The organism is Shouchella clausii (assembly GCF_002250115.1).
GTDB lineage: Bacteria > Bacillota > Bacilli > Bacillales > Bacillaceae_D > Shouchella > Shouchella clausii.
This window is the reverse complement of the sequence record NZ_CP019985.1, coordinates 1,488,429-1,510,647: the sequence shown is the minus strand read 5'-3', so window position 1 is coordinate 1,510,647 and position 22,219 is coordinate 1,488,429. Positions and strand designations below refer to the sequence as shown.

The following is a 22,219-nucleotide window of genomic DNA, read 5'->3' as shown; positions in this document are numbered from 1 at the left end:
GGTGGTTTCGGATATTATAACATAACTTATACTAAGTTGATTTTTTATACTTAGTATAATAAAATTATTACAACCAAAAGAAAGGAGTTACACCGCATATGGGCTTATTTTTAGTAGAAACCACCATTGATGAGAGCTTGCAAACCAAAGAGGCATTTGAAAAGGCAGTTGAACATTTAAAGACAACGTTGAATGAGGGCGAATTGATCGAGGTCCAAGTAGCAGCTGACTTTCATCGTGCTTTTTTCATTATTGAAGCAAACGAACAGCCCGCCTTGGATCAATCCTTAAAGGAAAAAAGTTTAAAACCGCTTCTAACAAAAGAAATCCGTATTGTCGGACAAGAGCTGGAAGACGTAAAAAAACAACGTGAAAAAATTAACTATTTGGTGGAGTGGAACTTACCAAAAGATTTAACGATGGACCAATATCTTGCTCGAAAAAAAGCCAATTCGGTTCACTATGCGGAAGTGCCTGAAGTTAAGTTTTCACGCACCTATGTTTGTGAAGATATGTCTAAATGCCTCTGCTTTTATGACGCTCCTGATGATGAAGCTGTCAAACGTGCACGAAAAGTGGTTAAGGCGCCAATTGATGCCATCACTCGTATTTCTGAATAAAGACGACGAAAAAAGGAGCATGTTTTATGCAGTTCGATGAAAAAGAGCTTACCAGTTTACTTGAACAGGAATTGTTGCCGAACGTCAAAGCAATTGATAAGGGCAAATACCCTGGTCGTTTTCTAAAACAGCTTGGCGGATATGGATATTTCAAATCAAAAGGAAAGTCTCCCCAACAACGTTTACAAGAGGAAATAGAAGTGGTGGAGCAAATCTCATCGTACTGTATGACAACAGGCTTTCTTGTTTGGTGTCAGTTGGCTGCGATTACGTACATCCGCCATACAAGCAATGCGCCTCTCCAAGCTGAACTTCTTAGTCGTTTGGAGAACGTTGAACAGTTGGCAGGCACCGGTTTATCAAACCCAATGAAATATTACGGGGGACTGGAGAAGCTGCATTTGACAGCGGAAAAAACAGAGGGAGGGTATCTGGTTTCCGGTGCCCTTCCTTCGGTTTCGAATCTTGGCGAGGATCATTTATTCGCCATAGTTGCCTTAGCAGAGGGCAAGCGAAGAGTCATGTTGATGGTAAATACTCATTTTGACGGGTTATCACTAAAAGACAAATCCGACTATTTAGGTATTAATGGTAGTGGAACATATGCCTGCCGATTTAATCGGGTATTTGTTCCTTCTCGTTTTCTTATCGCGGAAGACGCCGATCAATTTATACCGTATATCCGCCCTTATTTTTTAGCGTATCAAATCCCACTTGGCCTCGGCGTAGCTCAAGCTTCGATCGCAGCTATACAGAAGGCGCAGAGCCGTCAGTTTGGATGCAATTCATATTTACGGCCAAATCCGGAGCAGCTCCTTTCTAAAATCAACCAGGTAAAAAGTCAATTGCTAACTGTCACCAAACACATCCCTTCAAATACAGCGGAGATCGCAGCTATTCGGCTTAAATCCGTTTACACAGCATTGGAAACGTGCCAGACTGAAATGCTGCATGTAGGGGGACCTGCATACTTAAAATGGAGCAACTCTTCGCGGCGGTTGCGGGAAGCTTATTTTATGGTCAATTTAACGCCGACAGTAAGACATTTAGAAAAATTACTTGGAAATGAAGGAAGCATATAGTCGTCTATTATAGACTTAGCGTCAAACCGCCATTATTTTGTCTTCGCCCATCGGATTTGGTTAACTAAATTAAATGCCTTATTACAGCCAATTTGACTCCTTCCCTAAAGGGGGCCATGCATACCTCAAACAAAAAAACGAGATGATTCGCTCGTTTCTCTCTCCCAATCGAGGGGTATACTGGCTCCAGCTGCAATCATTATTGCCCGCCTGTGCATGCACAGGCGGGCAAGTGTTATTATCAGTCTCTCAAGCTATCTGGAAAAACGCTTAAATCGATGTCAAAGACGATTGGCAAGTACATGTAGACAGCGAGCACGATGAGAATCGTTGAGAAGACATTGAGCCAAAAACCAGCTCGCACCATTTCAATAATTTTCACCTTGCCTGTGCCGAAAATAATCGCATTCGGCGGCGTTCCGACTGGCAGCATGAATGCACAGTTTGCTGCAATCGCACATGGCGCCATCAATGCAAATGGATGAACATTGATCGCCACTGCCAACGAAGCGACGATCGGCATGATCATTGTCGCCGTCGCCGTGTTCGATGTGATTTCTGTCAACATCATAATAAGCAACGTTGCGCCACCGATAATGAGCAACATATGGAGGCCATCTAGCACCGTCAATTGTTCGCCAAGCCACACGGACAAACCACTTGATTGGAAACCGGCTGCAATCGCCAAACCGCCGCCAAACAAGAGCAACACGCCCCATGGAATGTCTCTTGAATCGGCCCAATCAAGAATGCGAGCGCTTGCTTTTCCAGGAATTAAGAACAAGAACATGGTTGCCATGATCGCCACCATGCCATCTGAAATCCCTGGAAGTTGGAAAATCATTGCGTTATCGCCGCTCCAGAAGAAATCTTTAGTGATCCACATAAAGGCGGCAAAGGCAAACACGCAAGCGACGATGCCTTCTTCATAAGAAATGCGGCCAAGCTTGCTTCTTTCGGATTGAATCACTTCTCTCCCGCCTGGCAGCTCTTTGATTTTTGTTTTAAAGGCAATTCTGCCTAAATAAAACCATGTAAATAGTAAAACAACAAGCATTAATGGCGTGGCAAACAGCATCCATGAAGCAAACGAGACTTCAATGCCAAACAGCTCTCTCACTTGGCCGGCAAAAATAATCGTCGGCGGCGTTCCAATTAAAGTTGCAAAACCACCAATCGTGCCAGCATAGCCGACGCCAAAAAGCATTGCTTTCTCAAATTTAGGCAGCTCGCGCCCTTCTTTTTGCCCTTTTAGTGTTTCGACGACTTGCGCTGTAATGGCAAGTGCCATTGGCACCATCATCATAACAGCAGCTGTGTTTGACACCCACATCGACAAAAACGCGGTTGCTGCCATAAAGCCGAGCAAAATCCGCTGCGTGCTCGTACCAATGACGGCAATGATGAAGAGGGCAATGCGTTTATGCAAATTCCATTTTTCCATTGCTGTTGCGATAAAAAATCCACCTAAGAATAAAAAGATAATGTCATTTCCGTAAGATGAAGCAACAGCGGAGCCTTCCATTGCCCCTGTGATCGGCAGTAAAATTAATGGCAGAAGCGATGTCGCTGGAATCGGGATCGCTTCCGTCATCCACCATGTGGCAATCCATAATGTGACCGCAAGCACATGGCGCCCTTCTGTTGGCAGTCCTTCTGGATGAAAGAACATTAGCGTCAGGAAAAACAAGAGCGGACCTAATAAAAGGCCGACAAGCTGAGCCCGGGAATAAGGCTTTTTTTCTTTTGGCTCTGGCTGGCCCCCGTTGCTTTGCTTTGCCTGTTCATACTCAGCCGCTTCTCGTTTTAATGCACTGCTCCCTTTTTGGGCATATGAAAAAACATTAAGCGCGCTTTTGGTTCTTGTATGTTGCTGCCATAAGCGGTCCCATGTGATTGATAAAGCTTGTTTCATGATGATCACCCCTAGTCTGAAAGCGTTTTCTTATTTTTCCATAAGAGAGGGGGCTCCGTCTAGTTTTTTTAATTAAATGAAACTAGCTTTTAAAAACAAGGCTGCTTCTGGACTTGCTTTATACGTTTGCAAGGGCCTGCCGGAACTTTGGTAAACGAGCTCTTTTTCAACCAACTGTTCTTCTTCAAAGAAACGCATGTATTTACGCAACGACACATGGGAGATTTCCGTGCGCGCTTCCAGTTCTGCAGCGGCAAGCCAGTCGTCTGCTTCAATCAGGCAGCTCAGTACGCGAATAGCCGTTTCCTTGGCAATGCCTTTAGGCAACGCGTACACTTTTCGCTGCCCGCCTTTATGAAGAAGCCTGTCCACATCTTGCTGTGTAAAGGATACATTGGCGTCTAGCTGGCTAGCACGGTAACGGTTTAACGCTTCTTGAAAGCGGGCAAATGAAAAGGGCTTGATCAAATAATCGACAACGCCGTATCGGGAACCCGTTTGCACAGTCTTTGCATCATTAGCGGATGTAATTAGAATCACATCCGTATTCGTGTCTTCCGCGCGGATGCGTTTTAATACATCGAGGCCATTTTCCTGGCCGACAAACACATCAAGCAAAAGCAGATCTGGTTTTTGTTTTTGGATCAAGTGAATGCCTTGTTCAAGCGTGTGGGCTTCTCCAATTAATTCAAAACCGGCTACTTTGCTTAAGAAAAGACGGTGAAACCTTGCTACATCGATATCATCTTCAATCACCGCTACTTTAATCATGGCTGTTCTCTCCTTTTTCTCCATAAGGAATATGGATCGTGACAATCGTACCTTCTCCTTTTTCCGACAAAATGTCGATCGTGCCATGAAACGGCTTCAATTTTTCTCTAATATTCGCAAGACCGTAACCACGGTCGCCACCTTTCGTAGAACGCTGTGACGCCTCCTGTTCAGTCGGTGAAAAACCGATGCCATTGTCTTCAATCACATAGCGGAGCACGCCACCTGCTTGTTTAAGCGTCACTGTCAGTTTTTTTTCATCTTTGTGTTGCATCGCTTCCCATGCATTGTCAAACGTGTTGCCAATGACCGTTACCCAGACGTCTGTTAGAGCGGTATTCATGCTTGGCCACGGTGTACCGCTTTGCACTTGCACAGACACGCCCATTTGTTCAATCCAGCCAATTTTTTGGGCTAAATAGTGGGCAATGCTGACATCCTCTACTAGCTGTTCTACTTGGCTCGCTGCACTTGCTGTCCGTTTATGGTACCGTTCAGATAATTCTTCAATATAGTTTGTTAATTCTTCGTACGACTCCGTTTCTACCATGGCATGGATGATATGGAGCTTATTCATAAACTCATGTGTTTCGCTACGCAAACTATGGGCATACACTTCAGCGCCAGCAAGGCGTCTCATTACGTCATCTAAGTGGCTCCGCTCATTAAAAGTCGCAAGGGCGCCAACACATTTTTCAGCTACATACATCGGCACGCGTGTCGCCACCGTTTCCACATCGCCTTTCTTAATCGGCTCACTAGAGAATGCGCTTGTCGCCGTCAACGCCTCTTGTAGCTTAAGCTCAGGCCAAATACGGTCGATTGGCACGCCATCAAACTCTCCATGATACCCAGTACGCCGCAAAAATTGTTTCGCCGCATCATTGGCCAAGAGCACTTCGCCATCGTTGTTGATCGCCAAAATGCCTTGATCAACTGCTTCAAGCATTGAATTACGTTCCTCGACAGCTAAAGCAATTTCCGCAGGCTCCAACCCGTTAAGTGTTTTTTTAATGCTTTGCCCTAACATCGAAGCACCGACAATGCCAATGAGCAAACTGCAAAACACGCTCCATATGAGCATCGATTGGCTATCCTTTACCGCTGCGGCGATGGCCTCAGTCGAAATGCCGACAGAAACGGCGCCAATTTGATTGCCTGCCTCGTCCCAGACAGGTTCAAAAGCACGCATTGACGGCCCAAGCGTCCCCTCCCCTTCTGATGTGTAGCGATGGCCGTCAAATACATCAGCGGCGTCTTCGCCAACAAATGTTTGGCCGATTCGTTCTGCTACAGGATGTGTATAACGGATACGATCGTTATCCATTACGACGATATACTGGAGGTCATTTTCTTCCCGAACCGTTTCTACGTAAGCTTTCAGCTCGTCATTGGTTTCTCCGGCCACAAGAGCAGCCTTAGCCATCTCACTATGGGCAATATGGCTTGCACTAATGCGCACTTTTTCCGCCAAATGTTCTCGCGCGCCAGTCGCTTGGCTATTGGCCACAAATGCGCTCAGAATCAAAATCGAAACGAGTACAATTAAACCGCTAAACAGCATAATCTGCCCTTTTAGCGGCAGGCGCTTATACCCTTTCATGGCAGGCACTCCTTTTCATACAGTAGTACTATGATAACAAGCTTTTGCGCAAATGAAAGCAAAAAAAGTCCTCATGTGAAGTGGTATACTAACCATAAACCGCTTATAAGGAGCATGCAAATGGATACAGAGACACTTGCCATTTACAATCAAGCAAAACAAAAAGTCGGCACAGCAACAAGAAAAACGACCCATGAAAAGGGGCTTTGGCACGAAACATTCCATTGTTGGATCGTCGATGATTCACAAACAGAGCCTTACATTTATTTGCAACGACGCAGCGCCCACAAAAAAGATTTCCCCAGCTTGTTTGATATTACCGCAGCCGGCCATTTGCTCGCAGGTGAAACAGCCGAGGATGGCGTGCGTGAAGTCAAAGAAGAATTAGGGATCGACATTCCTTTTGCTGACCTAGACTTTCTCGGCCAATTCCGCTGTATGCCGAAACACCGTGATATCTATGATTATGAGTTTGCTTTTACGTATGTATACCGGCAACATATCCCGTTTGAGCAATTTCAATTACAAGAGGAAGAAGTCGCTGGCATGGTGCGCGTGCCTTTTCCCGCTTTCTATCAACTCTGTTTTGGTACGGTCGAAGCGATCGAAAGTAACGGGTTTGTGGAAGAAGGCAAGATTCGCCGCCCTTATTGCGAGCGAGTGACATTGAATGATCTTGTTCCTCATCAACAACGTTTTTTGCAGCTAGTAGCCATTTCAATCGACCAATTGCTGAAAAATGAAAGACCACGCTAAATAAGGCTTACTATGTCTTGAGAGGGAAAAAGTAAACGCCTAGGTAGTTCATGGGAAGGAGAAAGGACAACAAGAAACATTCACTCGGTTCGCAAGGCATCGATCCACGACAAATAGAAGCCAATGGAAAAGCCGCCTCATCAGCTTAACAGCCGCGCTATGAAGATAACCCCACTCCTTCCTTGAACGCACGTAAAAACAGCGGATAATCGAGCGTGACCGCGATTCGGGTCCCTCCATTTCTAATGCCAGGGCGAAAATCAACGTACGTCAAACCTTGTACCTTGCCATATGTAATGACTTCAATCGGACGTTCAATATAACCAGCCATTTCCGGTGTACCGATAAGCATAAACGGCAGCAAATCATGGATCGGAGCCCCGAGGATTCCAGGCATTTTTTGCTGGTGCACCTCCATATAATAGGCGCAAATGTCCCTTATGACGTGGGAAAATGGATTTCCCGCTTGTTCTGCCCACTTGTCCACTACTATTGCTGGCAGCACCGCCTGGTTGGTGACGTTTAAGGGGGCAAGCGTTAACGGAGTAGCACGGCTTACGACAAGCTTTGCCGCATGAGGGTCGCCGTGAACATTTGCTTCAGCTAGTGGAGTGGCGTTTCCTGGAATAAAAAAGGCTCCTCCCATTACATAAAAAGAATGGACGTCCTTCATTTCTTTCTCAAACCCGACAAAAGCAGCTGCGAGCGCTGTCATTCTGCCCGTATCGACAATGATCACTTCTCCCTGAAAACGGGCAATGATTTCAGGAACCATCGCAAACGGCCGGACTAGAATCTCGTCATGGGCAGGCAATTGAATCGGACCCATTCCGCTCTCTCCATGAATATCAGGATAGTATGCTAAATTTTCCTCAACAATTGGCATGCTTGCTCCAGATATAAGCGGGATGTCTGTCCGCCCCGCTAAATGGAGCAAATACGCAGCGTTTGTAACTGCTTGCTTCTTACTGACATTCCCGTAACTAACGACAAGCCCAATTAGTTCAATAAAAGGGGCAGAAAGTGCATACATAATCGCCAATGAATCATCGATACCAGGGTCGCAAAACATCAGCACTTTTTTTGTCATGCTTTCCTCCTGTTTTTTTCTTCATATATCCTATGATGGAAACGATCTGGTTATGAGGAAACAAATGGGATTGCATGCTTTGTGTAAAATAGTCTTGATTGAAGGGCGAATAGCCAAAAAACCCCCTTCAAGCATCCATGCAAAACGGGCTGTTCACACCTCAAAATAAATGTGGTAGTGTCTAGCGCATCCGGGGTTAAAGCGTGTACCACAATGGGCACATTCCCCTTTTTCAAGATAGTCGCTAATCGCCATCGTTTTTCGGCATTTGCCACAGTAAATCGCGTTCGCGCCAAACTCACTCTTTGGCCACTTTTTAATCTCATGCCCAGCTGACTCAGCATGACACTTATAACACGGATAAAATTGGCCACAGCAAGCAAATTGGATTGCAACGACATCGATTTCTTGCTGGTAATGAATACAGCGTGTCTCTTCGTCAATTGGAAACCCCTGTATAGTTGGCAAGCGGGTCACTCCTTTGTTATAAGAAAGGGCTGCGCTCACCGCAGCCCTTCAAACTTTCCTATCAGATGATTATTTTTGAAACAACGAAACAACAAAGCCAATGACTGCACCGAGCAAGGCGGGAACTACCCAAGCTAATCCAAGCTCGGCAAACGGCAACGCCAGAAAGCCGAGGTAGCCCCAATCGGGGTTTGCAGCTAACAAGCCGTCGTTTAAGCTGACAATTCCGGTGAACAAGACAGCAATTTGGTAAATGGAGCGTCTTTCGCCAATCAGCTTATCCAGAAAAGCAAGAAAAATAAGCACCATAATAATCGGGTAAATGAAATGGAGCACTGGCACTGACAATGAAATCACATTTGCCAAGCCAAAATTGGCAATGACAAGGCTCAATAACGTAAACAATAGTACAAGCAATGGATAAGAAAGACGCGGGAACCGTCTATTAATATAAATCGCACATGACGAAATCAACCCTGTTGCTGTTGGAATACAAGCAAATAAGATTGCAAGGCCTAGAATCACATTCCCATAAACGCCAAAGTAAGCACGTGAAACGGCAGCAAGGATTTCAGGGCCCGTTTGTGCAGAAGTCGCTGTTGCGCTAGTCGCGCCGAGATAACCGAGGCCTGCGTAAACAGTCCCTAAACAAACTGCAGCGACAAGGCCTGCTTTCCATGCAGCTTTTTGGACCAACATCCGATTGTTTGCCCCTCTATCTTCAATCGCTTTAACAACAATAATGCCGAACACAATCGATGCAATCGTGTCCATCGTCAAATAGCCTTCTGTGATTCCTTTAAATAACGGATAATTCGTATATGCTTCCGTTGGAGCCTGATAGGTTCCTAATGGGCCAAACACAGCCGCAGCAAGCAATGTAAAAATGACAAGCAGCAAAAAAGGCGTGATAATTTTCCCAATCCGATCGACAAATTTGCCAGGATTGAGGGCAAGCGCATAAACGATCGCAAAATAAATCAATGTAAAGATAAAAAGGGAAAGGGAACTTCCGCCATTCGTTAAAAAAGGCACAATCGCCATTTCATAAGATACCGTTCCCGTCCGCGGCACAGCAAATAGCGGGCCAATTGTAAAGTACGCTAACGTTGTCACCGCTACAGCAAACTTAGGATGAACACGTCTGCTTAGCCCTTCCGCATCAGAACTGCCAATATACGTAATCGCGAGAACGCCTAGAATCGGTAGCCCTACGCCCGAAATTAAAAACCCAATTATGGCAGGCCATGCATGCTCTCCAGCGTTCAGCCCCAATTCCGGCGGAAAAATTAAATTTCCAGCGCCGAAGAAAAGAGAAAATAGCATGAGACCAATAAAAAATGTTTCTTTGTTTGAAATCCTTCCTGTTGACTCCATAACAATCCCTTTCTGAAAAATGCAATTATCTGACATATTACTGCGCTAGTTGATGGCAGCAAAAATGATTCTAACATAGCTTTTCTCCACTGTCTATTTCCACCTTTTCCTAGCTAACAGTTGGCTGCGTTTACATTGCATTCAAATATTGTTATATTTTCTGTAATCATAGAAAGGAGTTTATCGAGATGGAAAAAAAGACCGCTATCGACAAAGATAAGAAAAGCGAACGTCGTCTATTTCTGGCTGGCACAACGCTCATCATCCTTAGTGCCCTTCTCGCTGTATTAGATCTAAACATACATACAGGCACATTGATAAGGCTGGATATTTTACCATTAGGGATTGGACTTTTAGGACTATCGTGCATCATTATCGGGGCTGTCTCAGTCCTTTCAAGAAACATGACAAAAGAGGAATCCAGTCTCGCTGAAATGGATGATGAAAGAGAAATAATGGCCATAAAAGAGGCTCAAGCGAAATCTTTCATAGTATTGCTAACCATGACATCCATTTGCCTATATTTGCTCGCCATCTTGGGCGTTATGAATATTATTTCTTTTACTGCCTTTACAGCTGTCATTCTTATCACTGCCTTTTATTTCTTATATCGCTACGGTAAAAATCGCTCTGTCTAACTTGGAGGGCGTCAACAGCCATTTTCAACTAAAGGCAAGACGCCCTTGAGAAATGGCGTACAAAAAAGAAGATTTCCCGCTAACCCGATAGGGCTCATTTTTTTGAAATTCACGCAACACTTTATTGCCTACGCTAATTTTTCATTTGTTATTTTCTCTTCTTTTTGAACCGGCTTTCATTACTAAGAATAATAGGGAAATAAACATTAATACTTGTGATAGCCTGAATAAAAGCCAGATTGTTTCATTTGTATCACGTAAATCTGCAAAGATATGAATAATCCCCATTATCAAACCGATAACCGCAAGAATAACTGCTAACAAATACATAGTAATCTGTCCTATCTTTTAGAGTAGGAACAACACAATGACCCTAAACAGTTGTAAGTAATTAAGGATTCCAACTTTCTCCAATCCCCGTTTTGAGCCTTCTTCCGCAGTACCTGTAAAATCTAACACAAATATATTAACTACAATCGTCCCAATCAATCCCACTATTTCAAGTGCACAATATTTCGCTGACAGAACAATAAACCCACCGGTAAAAAAACGAAAACTTCTTGGGCAGACATTTCCATCATATCCTTATTGACCTTTCATATTTTCACCGTTCCCCACCACTTCTTTATAGACACGGTAAGAGTACCAGATTGCGATAATCGCCCAGCCAAAAAACAGGAGCACGAACATGATTCCAAAAGCGGTAGAATAGGTGTCATGTGAGGAGAATAAAAACGGTGCAGGAAAGGCTGTAATAATAAAGGCAAAGCCTACAATTAACAGGAGCTTTCCCCCTAATAAATTTGAGCGCTTCCATACCTCGTCATTGCTTAATGCCCATTTCGTTCGTACCCCGAACGCCAAGTTTGGTTTAGCCTTCGTTCCAAAATACCCAAGAACGACCATCATAATTCCTAAACCGATACTTATCACCATCAAAATCGTTATACCCAAGTCGGCTACCCTACCTGTATTGTCAAGTAAAACCGCTCCATGCAGCAAAGAGAGGTTCAAGACAATCACAAACACCCAGCGCACATGCCCTTCTCCCCGAAACAGAAGCAGCGCAAGTGACATTAAAACAGGCACCAAAAACAGGACCAGCCAAAGAGGATAGGAGGCTAGGAAAAATCTTGATAGTCCCTCTGGGATCAGCGGGTAAACGGTATACTGCTCAGAAACGAAGCCATCACCAAGGATGTGGCGAGTGAGCGTACGTTCACGTGCATCATCCTTTCTATCTATGTAATAAAAGCGGAACCTCGCGCTTTGCTAATGATGGTAAACCAATCGATTCTACTCATCACTTACCGTTCTTTCTAAAGGACAAGTCCCTAGACTGTTTCGTTCACTACCCTACCTCCCCTAATTTCTTGGCCTCATCTGTACTTCTTCCTCTAAATTGAATAAAGAAGACAATCCCTAAAATGATTTCGAATATAGCGACGATGAACGGTACATAGGCGAGGCCAACGTAGTCAATCACAATTCCAGTTATAAGAGCGCCAATATTGATGGAAAGCATGCTGCATGTGTTCCATAATCCAAAAATTCGCCCTCTCGCATTTGCCTCTACATGTGTCTGCATCACCATTCGTTCAAAAGGAACGACAAATCCGCCAACAGCGGCAAAAAGGAAGATCACAAATATCCCTTGATAGATAGTTTGTGTAAAACCAAACAATGCCCATGTAGCTCCCATTAATATGTAAATCCATCCATACGTATGGATTTTTGCAAACATAAATTTTCGGTTCGCTATCCATATCCCTAAAGCAACTGATGTAGCCCCTTCTGCGATATACAACAGACTTAATCCAATCGCCGGCATATCGTAAGTTATTACGGCCATCTGCTGTAACATCAAGTTAAAGGAGCCGATTATTAACCCTCCGGTTAGCGCAAATAACAATACATAGCGGATAAACACTTTATTTTTTGCAATTGTAAAGCCGACTTTCAATTCTTTTATAAAATGGCGTTCTTTCGGTTTTAATTTTTCATCTTTAACTTGAATGCGGGAAATAAGCAATGCTGAGATCACGAAAGCAATCGAAGCTAGCACCCAAAAATAATTGGGATCGATCAATGTGATGACCGTGCCGCCAGTAGCCGCTCCAATTAGCCGAATCGTACTCGTTAATGTGAAATTTAATGAATTTGCGACAATTAAGTCGTCGCCTTTAATGATTTCGGGAATGATTGTTTGCCGAGCGACAGCGTTTAATGAATTGAATACTCCGATCACAAAGCGAACGATAAAAAACAGTGTCCAGGCGAGCCACCCATCAAAAAACGGAACGAGAATAAAGAGGGCATGCAAAGGAGCACGGACCCATTCAGAAACAATTAAAACGGTGCGTGTATGAAAGCGGTCAATGATTCCGCCTAAACCAAAACTCATAAACAAAGGAACGATCCCGCTAAGCGCCCATAACGCTCCAAGTTGAACACCTGTTTCCGTGATCTCGCTCAACAGCATTAGCATCGCAATAAAGGCTCCCCATGTCGCAAGACCACTAATTGTAGTCGTGAGCAATAAATGTCTATAATTACGGTTTTCCTTTAATATTCGCATAATTTCTGATTTCTTGCCCATACCAGTCCCTTTCAAAACGCTATTTACTAGCTCGGATTGCTGCCTCTTTATTGTTTTAAACCAGTAGCCCGAGCGATAAGCAAGCCACTACTATGGCCGTTACTCGTTTTCTAGCCTCGACGAAACGTCTTCTCGGTCAAAAATAAAAGGAGAAAGCGCATACTACTCAGAAATGAAGCCTTCATTATCGGACCAACTTGGCTGATTAATAGTGGACTTTAAGCTTATGCCAAATAGCCTTCCAGTTCTTTTTCATTATCCGCTCTCTGTAAATGGCCGCTCGTTCTTTTGTTTCAGTAAAATATGGGGTCGGTTTTAATTCTAAATGGAGGACATCTTCTATTCCACAAGGAGAAGCAAGAACCAAATGATCGTCTTTGTCTAACTTCACGCCTAAAGCAGTTGCAGTTTCTGGAAACTTTGAAATCGCATCTTCTGAAGACGTGTAAGGCGGAAAATGATTCATGTCATGCATTCTAGCTTGATTTTTAACAGACCAAGGGATATCAGGCATCAAATGCTTCAAATTGTTCTCTAATCCTTTTTCGACATTCTCGTCGATGTTGGTGTTATCAAAATAAATAACATCTACATCTGGTGTCTTCGTTCTATCATTAAAGTCGTGTAACGTATCCCAGATTTTTGACCGGACAAATCCTGCACATATCCACCAATCAGGCAAATCAAGGGAGCTTGCCGCCTTAATGATTTCCATCATTTTTTCATCGCTTTGAATGAGCTTTATGACATCCTCTTTATTCTGTAACATTTTGAATGAACCCCTCTCACGAACAACGTTTACAAAAAGAGCAAGATAGGTAAGTCGAAGAGAGCGTTTTTTGCCCCCTCCCGCTACCCTTTCTACATAGCACTGAGCCATCCCTTCCTTTACCCTGAGTTTCTCGAAACGATTTATTTTACATAATTCAATGACGAAAATTTTCTTATCGCCCCCTATTCAAAATCGGTCCTATCTACACGCGGCTGGCTGTTGTACGCTAAAAGAAAAGGGCAAGGAGGCTTTCCAAATGGATTTCCATGATAAGCGCAATCAAAACAGCTATAGCGGCCGCAATGCCGATTCACGGTGGCTTACGACTATTGCCAACCATCTGTCACGGAAACACATCGATATTGCCGCTGACATTGGCTGTGGTGGAGGAATCTACACACGAGCGCTGGCAATGATCGGCATCCCTCATGTCATCGGCATCGATTCGTCAGAGCAAATGCTCGCTGATGCCAAAGAGGCCTGTCGAGATTTCAAACAAATTGAGCTTAAAAAAGGGGATTGTGAGGACCTTCCACTCGCAAGCGGGTCGATTGATTTGCTTTTGGCAAGAGCGCTCATTCACCATTTGCCAAGCGTGCAGCCTTTTTTTCAAGAAGCGTGGCGCACATTAGCTGACGGCGGCCTTTTTATCATCCAAAACCGTACGCCTGTCGATTGCTTTCTTCCCGGAAGCGCTGAGCACGTGCGGGGCTACTTTTTTTCTGCCTTCCCACGCCTGAGAAAAATAGAAGCAAAACGCCGTTTTTCTAGCGCTTACGTTCGCCAAGCTCTCCATTCTAACGGCTTTTTATTGCTGCATGAGGAAACGTTATGGGAGACACGGGCGATCCATCCAAGCAAGCAGGAACTTCTCGTTGATCTATCGAAACGGAAAGGGCGCTCGATTTTACATCAGCTTTCTGACCAGGAATTGGCTAAACTTGTACGTGTCATTGAGACCACACTCGAACAGGACGGCCCGATCATTGAGAAGGATCGTTGGACGTTATGGATTGCCGAGAAGCAGGCTGAGCGATAAGTATGCTGAGATAATTGTAAAGTCGGCCACTCTTAAAAAAGCCGGTGTTCTTTCATCATCCAACACCTCTACGATATCCATTCCGTAATCATGTGACTCGTCTCAAATCGGTTCTCGGCAAATTCGCTTTTCTGTGGTAAAGTGGAAAACAATACATAATAAGGCAGGTGACTGCTGCAAAGCCAGCAATCGTATGAGTGAACAGTGGACATCTAAAATCGGTTTTATACTTGCTTCTGCGGGCGCTGCAATTGGGCTTGGTGCTCTTTGGCGCTTTCCTTATTTGACGGGGACAAATGGCGGAGGCGCATTCTTTCTTTTATTTATTTTATTTACCGTTTTCATTGGCCTGCCGCTGCTTATTGCCGAGTTTGTCATTGGCCGTGGCGCAAAGCGAGAGGCGGTTTCGGCTTACCCGAAGCTTGTCAACAGCAAAGCGTGGTCTTGGATTGGGCGTTTTGGCGTTGTCGGCTGCTTTTTGCTGATGACGTTTTATGCGGTCGTTGGCGGCTGGATTTTGCTTTATGCGTTGTTGTCGTTCGGCAATTTTGTCCTTGCAGATGGGCGTGATTACGAGCAGTTGTTTGTCAGCATTACCGCCAGCCCTTGGGCGAGCATACTCGGTCTTGTGTTATTCGTGTTCCTTAATGTCGTCGTGTTGTCTTTCGGCATTAAAAATGGGATTGAACGGGCCAACAAGTACTTAATGCCACTTTTGTTTTTGTTTTTGCTTATAATTATTTTTCGTGGCCTCTCCCTTGAAGGCGCGATGGAAGGCGTCCGTTTTTTCCTGCAGCCTGACTTTTCAAAAATAACCGCGCCAGGCTTGCTGGAAGCATTGGGCCAATCGTTTTTCTCGCTGGCAGTTGGCTTCTCTTGTATGGTGACATACAGTTCCTATCTTGGAGAAAAGCAAAGTTTGCCAGGCTCAGCTGCGTATGTGGCAGCAATGAACGTATTTGTGTCATTATTGGCTGGGCTTGCGATTTTTCCAATTGTTTTTGCCTATGGCATTGAGCCAGCCTCTGGGCCAGGGCTGTTATTTATCGCGCTGCCTGCGATTTTTGCACAAATGCCTTTCGGTGCTTTGTTTTTAAGTTTGTTTCTGTTGTTGTTCTTCTTTGCGACCATTACTTCGTCTTTAAGTTTGTTGGAAATTATTATTTCTGCATTTACCCAAAACAAAGGCTGGAACCGTCGCAATGTGGCTATTGGAAGCGGTGTTGTCGTCATTGTCGCGGCGATTCCATCTGCCTTATCGGCAGGGTTTTTAAGCGGGTTTGCTTGGGAAGAGAAAACGGTGTTTGATTTGACCGACTTGCTTGTCTCCAATATCATGCTTCCCGTCGGCTGTTTGCTTATCGCTTTATTCGTTGGCTATAAAATCAAGCGTGACCTATTGGTTCATCAATTTCAGTTAGCATCGGGGCCTGTTGGCCGTATGGCTCCATTTTGGCTTTTTCTTATGCGTACGCTCGTGCCAGCTACAATCCTACTCGTGTTCATTGCCCAGTTTTTCTTATAAGGCAAAGCACGCACTGCCTACATTTGACGTTTAACAAGCAACAATAGTTAGGTATATAAAGGGGAGGAGGAGGATGTCAATGAGCCAAATTAAAAAAACAGCCAAAGCGCTGCCTGGCTGGACGGTTGAAGGAGAAGCGCTTTGGCGCACCTTTACATTTGATCATTTCTTAAAAGGAATTGATTTTGTGCAGAACGTCGCCGCTTATGCAGAAGGCGCACAACACCATCCTGTCATCACGATTGACCATACGGCGGTATCGATAAAGTGGACAACGGTCGATGAAGGGAAGCTAACACAAAAAGACATTGACGCCGCGCAAGCGTGCAACCAGTTTTTCGAAAACTAAGCGGAGCGGGTCAGACATTGGCCAGTTAAATCGTAATATAGTGAAGCGCATTGTTGATTTTTTGTGAAAAAGAAGCCGGTTCTTCCACTGACTGGGCGTGTACATACATAAGCACAGGGTCGGTAAAAAGCCAATGGTTGTGGATCGCGCTAACAATGACACCTTGCTCTGCCAGCCCACGGACGACTACTGGCACTTCTTCCTGCAATAGCACCATTTCTGCTAAATTCAATGCCGTGCCATTCTGGTCCAATGCTTCAAACGTGACGCCAATGTGGAGGCTGGCTTTTGTTGGCCTCCCTTGAATGGTTGCATGTAAGCTTCTTGGAATGTCGACCGAGCAGACGCCGTTTTGATGTGTTGGCTTCTGCCCGAGAATCACCCCTGCTTGTTCACAAGCCGAGTAAAACATTGTCATTTCCACTCCCCCTTCACAGAATTGGCCCTTTGGTTATTTATATGTAGAAACATAAAGGGACTGCCCATTCGCTCCAAGGGAGAGCATCACATTAAATGGAGTCTAGTTTCCTTCCTCAAACTGTTTGATTTCGCTTTCGCTTATTTCTCCGGCAAATAAAGGCTGAGTAGGCATGACGTGCATGCCCCGAGCAGTCACATGGACTTGTACCATATAAATTCCCGCTTCCTCAAGCGCTAATGGTGTTTGGTATAAACCTGATTCAGCATGGCTTGCTTCATGAAATTCCGATTCCTCCCTATCGTCATAAGGCCAGACTTCAAAAACGACTTCTTCTGCATCGTCGACAGGCTCGTCTCCTTGAGTGACTTTCGCTTCAAGGACAATGTTTTCAAGTCCAGGCTGTTCTTCTGCCATTTCAAAAGCAACCTCAATTGCTTCTGCCGACAGTGAAGGCGTTTCCTCTTTCTCAGAACAACCGCTTAATGCGACAATACCAAGTATTGTTGCTGTTAACCATCGTTGCTTCATGTTTGTTCTCCTTCCTTAAAAGCGCCAACATCGACTTCTTTAACGCGTACAATCGCTGTTGTGCCTTTCCCTTCTTGTGACACTAGCTGAAAGTCGCCGCCATGTTTGGCGACAATCTCTTGCACGATTGCAAGGCCCAGGCCCGTACCGCCGTCCTGCCTACTCCTGCCTTTCTTGACACGATAAAAACGCTTCTGTACAGACGACAGGTCTGCTTCAGGGATGCCAGCCCCTTCATCTTCAACAACCAATTCTGCCCAGCCGTTGTTCGAAATGAGCCGTACCGTAACCGTTGTAAAAGGCGGAGAATAAGCAATTGCATTTGCGAGCAAGTTCGTTAACACTTGCTGCATCCGATCCCAATCGGCATCAATAATGCTGTCCTCATCCAACTCAAGTTCCAGTTTGATGTGTTTTTGTTCAGCTTGCCAAGCGAATGTAGCTACCGCTTCACGAGCAAGCTCTGCAAATGGGAATGCCTCTTTGTCTAGACGGTAATCGCTGCCTTCTAGCTGGGCCAAATCAAGCAAATCATTGACAAGGCGATCTAATCGCTTCGCCTCTTTTTCAATAACGGCCATTCCTTTCTTTCTTTCAATAACGCCTTCTTGGATGCCCTCTGCATAGCCGATCATATAGCTTAAAGGCGTTCTCAGCTCGTGGGCGACATTGGCCAGAAACGCATTCCGTTCTCGATCTACTTGCTCTAATGATTTGGCAAGCTCATTAAAAGAATGAGCCAGTTCCGCGAGCTCATCATGGCTTTTTCCAATAGCGACACGCTTTGAAAAGTGACCATTTTCCATTTCTTTGGCGCTTGCTTTCATTTCCCTTAGCGGCTCTACAATATGTTTCGTCATGCGCTTGCCTGAAACGACGACAAAGAAAGCAGCGAACAACACTGCTGCATAAAGCGCCCACTGGATATCAACAAACGCCTCATAAACAACAGCTAATGGCATCGAAATAAAAATCGCGCCTTCTAATTTATTTTCACTGATTAACGGAAGGGCAATCCCAAGCAACTCTTGTTGAAAACGAGGATGTTCGCGACGAATCACAACTGTCTCGCCGTCCAGCAAACTTTGCCGTTCCTCAAATGTGATCAGCTGTGCATCTTCATCGGCTGCAAAAGGGGCGCCGCTCGCCAATTCCATTGGATCATCTGTCAGTAAAAATTGAGCGCGGCTTCTCTCATTCGCCCACTCCACTCGTTCATACAGCTCTGCCGATAAACCTTCTTTTTCATAAAAAGACACTATGGCACTGCCTTCTTCCATAAACTGGCCAAGTTGTTCGTCTACATATAGCTTTTCATACAAAAACGCGATTAAAAAACCACCAGAGACGACAAAGGCCAACGCTGCAGTGCCAATGGCTAGCCAAATTTTTGCGCCAATGGATAAGGGCTTCATTCGCTTCCTCCAAATTTATAACCGACGCCCCAAACGGTTTCGATAAAACGGCCTGCCCCATTAAGCTTTAAGCGCAACGTTTTAATATGCGTATCGACCGTCCGCAACGAACTAGCAGCTGTATCTGTCCATACTCGCTCAAATAAATGCTCCCGTGAAAAGGCACGGCCCGCGTTTTCAGCTAAAAACAGCAACAATTCGTATTCCCGCCTTGTCAAGCTAATAAGCGTTCCAGCAACGGTTACAGACCGGCCGTCTTTATCAAGTTCAAGTTCTCCAAAAACGAGACGTCTGCCACGGATTTTGTCCATATTCGCGCGGCGCAATGCTGCCTCTACACGGGCCATTAATTCCTTTGGGCTAAATGGTTTAACCATATAGTCATCGGCACCGGTTTTAAGGCCACGGACTTTATCAGCTTCATTGCCTCGTGCTGTCAGCATAATCACAGGGAGTGAATGCCTTTGCCGAATACGCTCACAAACGTGAAAGCCATCCATCCCTTCCATCATGACATCAAGAATGACCAAATCGATCGCTTCCTGTTCAATCCGCTTAAGAGCGTCGGCGCCATTATCAGCTGTCAGCGCCCGGTAAGACTCTTTTCGTAAATAGGTAACTACAAGCTCAAGCAGCTCAGGCTCATCGTCAACGACTAGCACTGTTTTAGCTCCCATCTTCTTCCCTCCCTGGGGCAACGGAAATCGCATAGGGCCCTGCCCCGACAGACACCTCATCCGTCAACTCAAAAGGGTCCTTCTGCAATACGGATAATGTGTCGCTGTCAAAATTGCTTACGAGCAACTCGTTTCCAAATAAATAAATATAATTAGGATTCTGCCCGACTTCTGCTTTGGCAACGACCGTTTGCGTAGCACGGTTTACTTTATAGACGTGGTGGTCGCCATGAGAGACCACATAAAAATCGTTTTCCTCACGACTGCCTGTCATTGCGATCGGCATCAAGCCAACTTCAATCTCAACCTTCATCTCGCCTGATACCACTTCATAACCGCGAATCGCGCTATTTAAGTCGCCTGTGGGGCCGTGCCCACCAGTCCATAGCAATTCGCCATCAAAAAAAAGCCCTGCCGGACGTTCGCTGACTGGAAAAGAATTGACTTGTTCCATTGTCTCCAAATTAAATACAAAAACGTTGCTTTTGTCTGTACAAAGGACAAAAAGCAGTCCACTTTCATCAGCCAAAAGCTCCGATGGCGAACCATCTAGTGCAAACGCCTCCATTACATCGCCATGTTCTACACTGACCAACTTGACTTCACTGTTCTCCGTATCAGCAACCGCTACAGCGTCACGGCCAGGAAGCGCTGTCACTGCAGTCAGGGCTTCATCAAACTGGGCAAGTTCGTCAACGGCGCCGCTGTTAGTGTCAATGGCCAAAAGCTTTGTTCCTGTTTGCGCTAAAGCGACCATGCGTCCAGAATCGATACTGACCATTTGACTCCAAGGCTCGTCTATTTTCTCAATCCTTACTGGCCGTTTATGACCGCTCTCTAGAAATGCAAGAGCAGGTTCTTTTAAATGGGTGACAACCGCATATGGTTCATTTCCATCAGGCAGCGGAAGCGACTTCTGATCGCATCCGGCAAACAAAAAACAGAACGAGGCCACTAGCATCACTGCCTTCCAGTTCACGAGTTTTCGCCTCCTTTTCGCCAGTATAGCGAATAAATGTGAAGAAAGTGAGAACTGGGAATGGGTTTCCTCCATTTTAACGATACCAGAAGGGAGTGAAAAAGCAAGGCGCCTATATGTGGACGCCTTGCCAACCAATCAGTTAAAAAAAGAGCGAAAAGCACAACGCCATGATTATCTAGTACGGATTTTCGTACGCTGCTCTCGTCTTTTTAGTTGCAAGATGAGGGATTCTTACTCAATCGCCCGGCCATGCTTTTTTAAGAGCAGCTGTACCGCTGCCATGGCCACTACAACACCCGCCATTGCAAGCAAGGCAGGGTAAAAGCTGCCAAACGTATCGAAAATGGCACCAACCGCAAGGGGGCCGATCGCAGCAAGAATGTAGCCGCCTCCTTGATTCATGGCGGACCATGCACTCGCTTCTTGCGGGCTGTCTGTTTCAACAATCGGCAGCATTAAAGCGAGAGGGAACAGCCCACCGGCGCCAATGCCAAGTAAAATGGCAGCAGGGAGGGGATGAAACCCAGCTAACAAAACGCCGATGCCAGCTAATTCGAGCATGCTGCAGCCAACTAGCACCGTTGTCAAACGGCCAAATTTAGCAACGAATGTCGGCAACACCATTGAAGTCGGAATTTGAATAAATGTAAACACAGTGAGCATCGCTGCAGCAGTCGATTTGCTATAACCCATATCTTGGACAATTGGCGCAATCCAAGCCGTTACTGAGTAAAACATGCTGGACATTAACGCGAAAAACAATGTCACTAAAATCGCCCGTTTGTTTTTTAATGGCAATCTCGCTTTCGCTGCCGTTACTTCTGTCCGTTTTTGCAGCGCCAATTTGATCCAAAACGTTAAAGCAGCAACACCAAGAACGGCCCAACTAGCAAGAGCGACTCCCCAATTATGACCAGCGCTGTTGTATATCGGTACGGACAACCCAGCAGCTATTCCCGCACCTGCTGCCATCGAGACGGAGTAAATACTGACAAGCCCTGGCCGCGTCGGGAAATACTGTTTAATAAAACCAGACAAGAGCGGGCCGGCAATGCCGATGCCGACTCCTGCCAAAAAAGCTGTTCCAATCAAGACGATGACTGAACCTGTGATCCCCCGTACGGCGGTGGCCGCAGTTAAAAGCAACAGAGAAAGAAAAATCGCTTTTTCCAAGCCAATCTTTTGACTAATCTTCGCTGCAAAAGGGGCAAAGATACCCATGCACAGCACAGGTAGTGTCGTCAACAAGCTTGACGCAAGCCCACTCATTCCTAGTTGCTGCTGAATCGTATCTAGCAATGGAGCAACCGATGTAATCGCAGGTCGCATATTAAGAGACGCTAAAATGAGCGCTAAAATGAAATAAACGGTTCGCATCTTCCAATCTCCCTACCCAAATAGAATCGATTCCAGCTGAATCGTTTCAAAAAAAGCCTATTTTAATATAAGTAAGCACACTGTTTCGCTCTTCTAAGTAATTCGACACCCATCATAACACTTCTTTAATGTTTTGGCGTAAAATGTGCTCTGTGTTTTCCAATAATTTTCGGATTGCTTTTACCTGTTCGGCGAAAAAAAGCCTTCAAATAAAC

General features: G+C 45.2%; 23 protein-coding genes. 7 read left to right on the top strand and 16 right to left on the bottom strand.

Features of this window, described 5'->3' with window-relative positions; all coding sequences use genetic code 11:
• Positions 1–98 precede the first annotated feature (98 nt).
• Together BC8716_RS07265 and BC8716_RS07260 are read left to right on the top strand one after the other, a co-directional pair.
• Positions 99–620 carry a DUF4242 domain-containing protein gene (locus tag BC8716_RS07265; protein WP_063608933.1) on the top strand — a complete coding sequence of 174 codons (522 nt, stop codon included), beginning with the start codon at positions 99–101 and terminating at the stop codon, positions 618–620.
• A gap of 26 nt (positions 621–646) precedes the next feature.
• Positions 647–1,702, top strand: coding sequence for an acyl-CoA dehydrogenase family protein (locus BC8716_RS07260; RefSeq protein ID WP_063608932.1), 1,056 nt, complete (start codon positions 647–649; stop codon positions 1,700–1,702).
• 241 nt (positions 1,703–1,943) lie between these two features.
• Here the strand turns inward: BC8716_RS07260 and BC8716_RS07255 are convergent, their stop codons facing one another.
• From BC8716_RS07255 to BC8716_RS07245, 3 genes are all read right to left on the bottom strand, one after another.
• Entirely contained in the window at positions 1,944–3,617 is a 1,674-nt protein-coding gene (locus tag BC8716_RS07255) for an SLC13 family permease (protein WP_094424515.1), read from the bottom strand.
• 72 nt (positions 3,618–3,689) lie between these two features.
• Positions 3,690–4,388: a response regulator gene (locus tag BC8716_RS07250; RefSeq protein ID WP_257392290.1), complete on the bottom strand. Its 699-nt coding sequence runs from the start codon at positions 4,386–4,388 to the stop codon at positions 3,690–3,692.
• Entirely contained in the window at positions 4,381–5,991 is a 1,611-nt protein-coding gene (locus BC8716_RS07245; RefSeq protein ID WP_094424513.1) for an ATP-binding protein, read from the bottom strand. Before BC8716_RS07245 ends, BC8716_RS07250 begins: the two co-directional genes overlap by 8 nt.
• Positions 5,992–6,111: 120 nt before the next feature.
• On the opposite strand from BC8716_RS07245, the gene BC8716_RS07240 reads away from it, so the two are divergent.
• Complete coding sequence (locus BC8716_RS07240) at positions 6,112–6,747, top strand: NUDIX hydrolase (RefSeq protein ID WP_157730368.1); 636 nt, start codon at positions 6,112–6,114, stop codon at positions 6,745–6,747.
• 157 nt (positions 6,748–6,904) lie between these two features.
• On the opposite strand, the gene BC8716_RS07235 is transcribed toward BC8716_RS07240, so the two are convergent.
• The 3 genes from BC8716_RS07235 to brnQ form a co-directional block, all read right to left on the bottom strand.
• Entirely contained in the window at positions 6,905–7,837 is a 933-nt protein-coding gene (locus BC8716_RS07235; protein WP_094424511.1) for a nucleoside hydrolase, read from the bottom strand.
• Between the two features lie 153 nt (positions 7,838–7,990).
• Positions 7,991–8,314, bottom strand: a complete 324-nt coding sequence (locus BC8716_RS07230; RefSeq protein WP_406550689.1) for a CHY zinc finger protein — start codon at positions 8,312–8,314, stop codon at positions 7,991–7,993.
• A 60-nt stretch (positions 8,315–8,374) separates the two neighbouring features.
• Positions 8,375–9,682, bottom strand: a complete 1,308-nt coding sequence (gene brnQ, locus BC8716_RS07225) for a branched-chain amino acid transport system II carrier protein (protein WP_094424509.1) — start codon at positions 9,680–9,682, stop codon at positions 8,375–8,377.
• 188 nt (positions 9,683–9,870) lie between these two features.
• Between brnQ and BC8716_RS07220 the strand changes: the two genes are divergently transcribed.
• Entirely contained in the window at positions 9,871–10,320 is a 450-nt protein-coding gene (locus BC8716_RS07220) for a hypothetical protein (protein ID WP_094424508.1), read from the top strand.
• Between the two features lie 141 nt (positions 10,321–10,461).
• Here BC8716_RS07220 and BC8716_RS07215 read toward each other — a convergent pair whose 3' ends face one another.
• The 4 genes from BC8716_RS07215 to BC8716_RS07200 all read right to left on the bottom strand — a co-directional run bounded on the left by BC8716_RS07215 (position 10,462) and on the right by BC8716_RS07200 (position 13,688).
• A complete protein-coding gene (locus tag BC8716_RS07215; RefSeq protein ID WP_094424507.1) occupies positions 10,462–10,650 on the bottom strand; it encodes a hypothetical protein in 189 nt (62 codons plus the stop codon).
• A gap of 255 nt (positions 10,651–10,905) precedes the next feature.
• Positions 10,906–11,397, bottom strand: a complete 492-nt coding sequence (locus BC8716_RS07210; RefSeq protein ID WP_094424506.1) for an SdpI family protein — start codon at positions 11,395–11,397, stop codon at positions 10,906–10,908.
• Positions 11,398–11,671: 274 nt separating this feature from the next.
• Positions 11,672–12,919: an MFS transporter gene (locus tag BC8716_RS07205; RefSeq protein WP_094424505.1), complete on the bottom strand. Its 1,248-nt coding sequence runs from the start codon at positions 12,917–12,919 to the stop codon at positions 11,672–11,674.
• Between the two features lie 205 nt (positions 12,920–13,124).
• The gene (locus BC8716_RS07200; RefSeq protein WP_094424504.1) at positions 13,125–13,688 is read right to left on the bottom strand and encodes a nucleotidyltransferase family protein; all 564 of its coding nucleotides are present in this window, start codon (positions 13,686–13,688) and stop codon (positions 13,125–13,127) included.
• 259 nt (positions 13,689–13,947) lie between these two features.
• Here BC8716_RS07200 and BC8716_RS07195 point away from each other — a divergent pair, with 259 nt between their 5' ends.
• The 3 genes from BC8716_RS07195 to BC8716_RS07185 all read left to right on the top strand — a co-directional run bounded on the left by BC8716_RS07195 (position 13,948) and on the right by BC8716_RS07185 (position 16,604).
• Positions 13,948–14,730: a class I SAM-dependent methyltransferase gene (locus BC8716_RS07195; RefSeq protein WP_157730367.1), complete on the top strand. Its 783-nt coding sequence runs from the start codon at positions 13,948–13,950 to the stop codon at positions 14,728–14,730.
• A gap of 193 nt (positions 14,731–14,923) precedes the next feature.
• Entirely contained in the window at positions 14,924–16,255 is a 1,332-nt protein-coding gene (locus BC8716_RS07190) for a sodium-dependent transporter (RefSeq protein WP_094424502.1), read from the top strand.
• 79 nt (positions 16,256–16,334) lie between these two features.
• On the top strand, positions 16,335–16,604 hold the full coding sequence (locus tag BC8716_RS07185) for a 4a-hydroxytetrahydrobiopterin dehydratase (protein ID WP_157730366.1): 270 nt from the start codon (positions 16,335–16,337) through the stop codon (positions 16,602–16,604).
• Positions 16,605–16,629: 25 nt separating this feature from the next.
• On the opposite strand, the gene BC8716_RS07180 is transcribed toward BC8716_RS07185, so the two are convergent.
• The 6 genes from BC8716_RS07180 to BC8716_RS07155 form a co-directional block, all read right to left on the bottom strand.
• Positions 16,630–17,022 carry a DUF1259 domain-containing protein gene (locus BC8716_RS07180; protein ID WP_094424500.1) on the bottom strand — a complete coding sequence of 131 codons (393 nt, stop codon included), beginning with the start codon at positions 17,020–17,022 and terminating at the stop codon, positions 16,630–16,632.
• 102 nt (positions 17,023–17,124) lie between these two features.
• Entirely contained in the window at positions 17,125–17,553 is a 429-nt protein-coding gene (locus BC8716_RS07175; RefSeq protein ID WP_094424499.1) for a FixH family protein, read from the bottom strand.
• Complete coding sequence (locus BC8716_RS07170; protein ID WP_094424498.1) at positions 17,550–18,968, bottom strand: sensor histidine kinase; 1,419 nt, start codon at positions 18,966–18,968, stop codon at positions 17,550–17,552. Before BC8716_RS07170 ends, BC8716_RS07175 begins: the two co-directional genes overlap by 4 nt.
• Positions 18,965–19,645 carry a response regulator transcription factor gene (locus BC8716_RS07165; protein ID WP_094424497.1) on the bottom strand — a complete coding sequence of 227 codons (681 nt, stop codon included), beginning with the start codon at positions 19,643–19,645 and terminating at the stop codon, positions 18,965–18,967. Before BC8716_RS07165 ends, BC8716_RS07170 begins: the two co-directional genes overlap by 4 nt.
• Positions 19,635–20,624: a YncE family protein gene (locus tag BC8716_RS07160; protein WP_094424496.1), complete on the bottom strand. Its 990-nt coding sequence runs from the start codon at positions 20,622–20,624 to the stop codon at positions 19,635–19,637. The genes BC8716_RS07165 and BC8716_RS07160 overlap by 11 nt, the downstream gene beginning before the upstream one ends.
• A gap of 234 nt (positions 20,625–20,858) precedes the next feature.
• Positions 20,859–22,004 (bottom strand): MFS transporter, encoded by a 1,146-nt coding sequence (locus tag BC8716_RS07155; protein WP_094424495.1) that lies wholly within the window; start codon positions 22,002–22,004, stop codon positions 20,859–20,861.
• Between the last annotated feature and the right edge of the window lie 215 nt (positions 22,005–22,219).

Coding starts and splice junctions, on each gene's coding strand:
- BC8716_RS07175 (WP_094424499.1), bottom strand. CDS start 17,553: ATGAAGCAACGATGGTTAACAGCAACAATACTTGGTATTGTCGCATTA.
- BC8716_RS07165 (WP_094424497.1), bottom strand. CDS start 19,645: ATGGGAGCTAAAACAGTGCTAGTCGTTGACGATGAGCCTGAGCTGCTT.
- BC8716_RS07205 (WP_094424505.1), bottom strand. CDS start 12,919: ATGGGCAAGAAATCAGAAATTATGCGAATATTAAAGGAAAACCGTAAT.
- BC8716_RS07255 (WP_094424515.1), bottom strand. CDS start 3,617: ATGAAACAAGCTTTATCAATCACATGGGACCGCTTATGGCAGCAACAT.
- BC8716_RS07195 (WP_157730367.1), top strand. CDS start 13,948: ATGGATTTCCATGATAAGCGCAATCAAAACAGCTATAGCGGCCGCAAT.
- BC8716_RS07250 (WP_257392290.1), bottom strand. CDS start 4,388: ATGATTAAAGTAGCGGTGATTGAAGATGATATCGATGTAGCAAGGTTT.
- BC8716_RS07265 (WP_063608933.1), top strand. CDS start 99: ATGGGCTTATTTTTAGTAGAAACCACCATTGATGAGAGCTTGCAAACC.
- BC8716_RS07235 (WP_094424511.1), bottom strand. CDS start 7,837: ATGACAAAAAAAGTGCTGATGTTTTGCGACCCTGGTATCGATGATTCA.
- BC8716_RS07245 (WP_094424513.1), bottom strand. CDS start 5,991: ATGAAAGGGTATAAGCGCCTGCCGCTAAAAGGGCAGATTATGCTGTTT.
- BC8716_RS07240 (WP_157730368.1), top strand. CDS start 6,112: ATGGATACAGAGACACTTGCCATTTACAATCAAGCAAAACAAAAAGTC.
- BC8716_RS07260 (WP_063608932.1), top strand. CDS start 647: ATGCAGTTCGATGAAAAAGAGCTTACCAGTTTACTTGAACAGGAATTG.
- BC8716_RS07170 (WP_094424498.1), bottom strand. CDS start 18,968: ATGAAGCCCTTATCCATTGGCGCAAAAATTTGGCTAGCCATTGGCACT.
- BC8716_RS07215 (WP_094424507.1), bottom strand. CDS start 10,650: ATGTATTTGTTAGCAGTTATTCTTGCGGTTATCGGTTTGATAATGGGG.
- BC8716_RS07200 (WP_094424504.1), bottom strand. CDS start 13,688: ATGTTACAGAATAAAGAGGATGTCATAAAGCTCATTCAAAGCGATGAA.
- BC8716_RS07220 (WP_094424508.1), top strand. CDS start 9,871: ATGGAAAAAAAGACCGCTATCGACAAAGATAAGAAAAGCGAACGTCGT.
- BC8716_RS07180 (WP_094424500.1), bottom strand. CDS start 17,022: ATGACAATGTTTTACTCGGCTTGTGAACAAGCAGGGGTGATTCTCGGG.
- BC8716_RS07185 (WP_157730366.1), top strand. CDS start 16,335: ATGAGCCAAATTAAAAAAACAGCCAAAGCGCTGCCTGGCTGGACGGTT.
- BC8716_RS07210 (WP_094424506.1), bottom strand. CDS start 11,397: ATGTCACTTGCGCTGCTTCTGTTTCGGGGAGAAGGGCATGTGCGCTGG.
- BC8716_RS07190 (WP_094424502.1), top strand. CDS start 14,924: ATGAGTGAACAGTGGACATCTAAAATCGGTTTTATACTTGCTTCTGCG.
- brnQ (WP_094424509.1), bottom strand. CDS start 9,682: ATGGAGTCAACAGGAAGGATTTCAAACAAAGAAACATTTTTTATTGGT.
- BC8716_RS07155 (WP_094424495.1), bottom strand. CDS start 22,004: ATGCGAACCGTTTATTTCATTTTAGCGCTCATTTTAGCGTCTCTTAAT.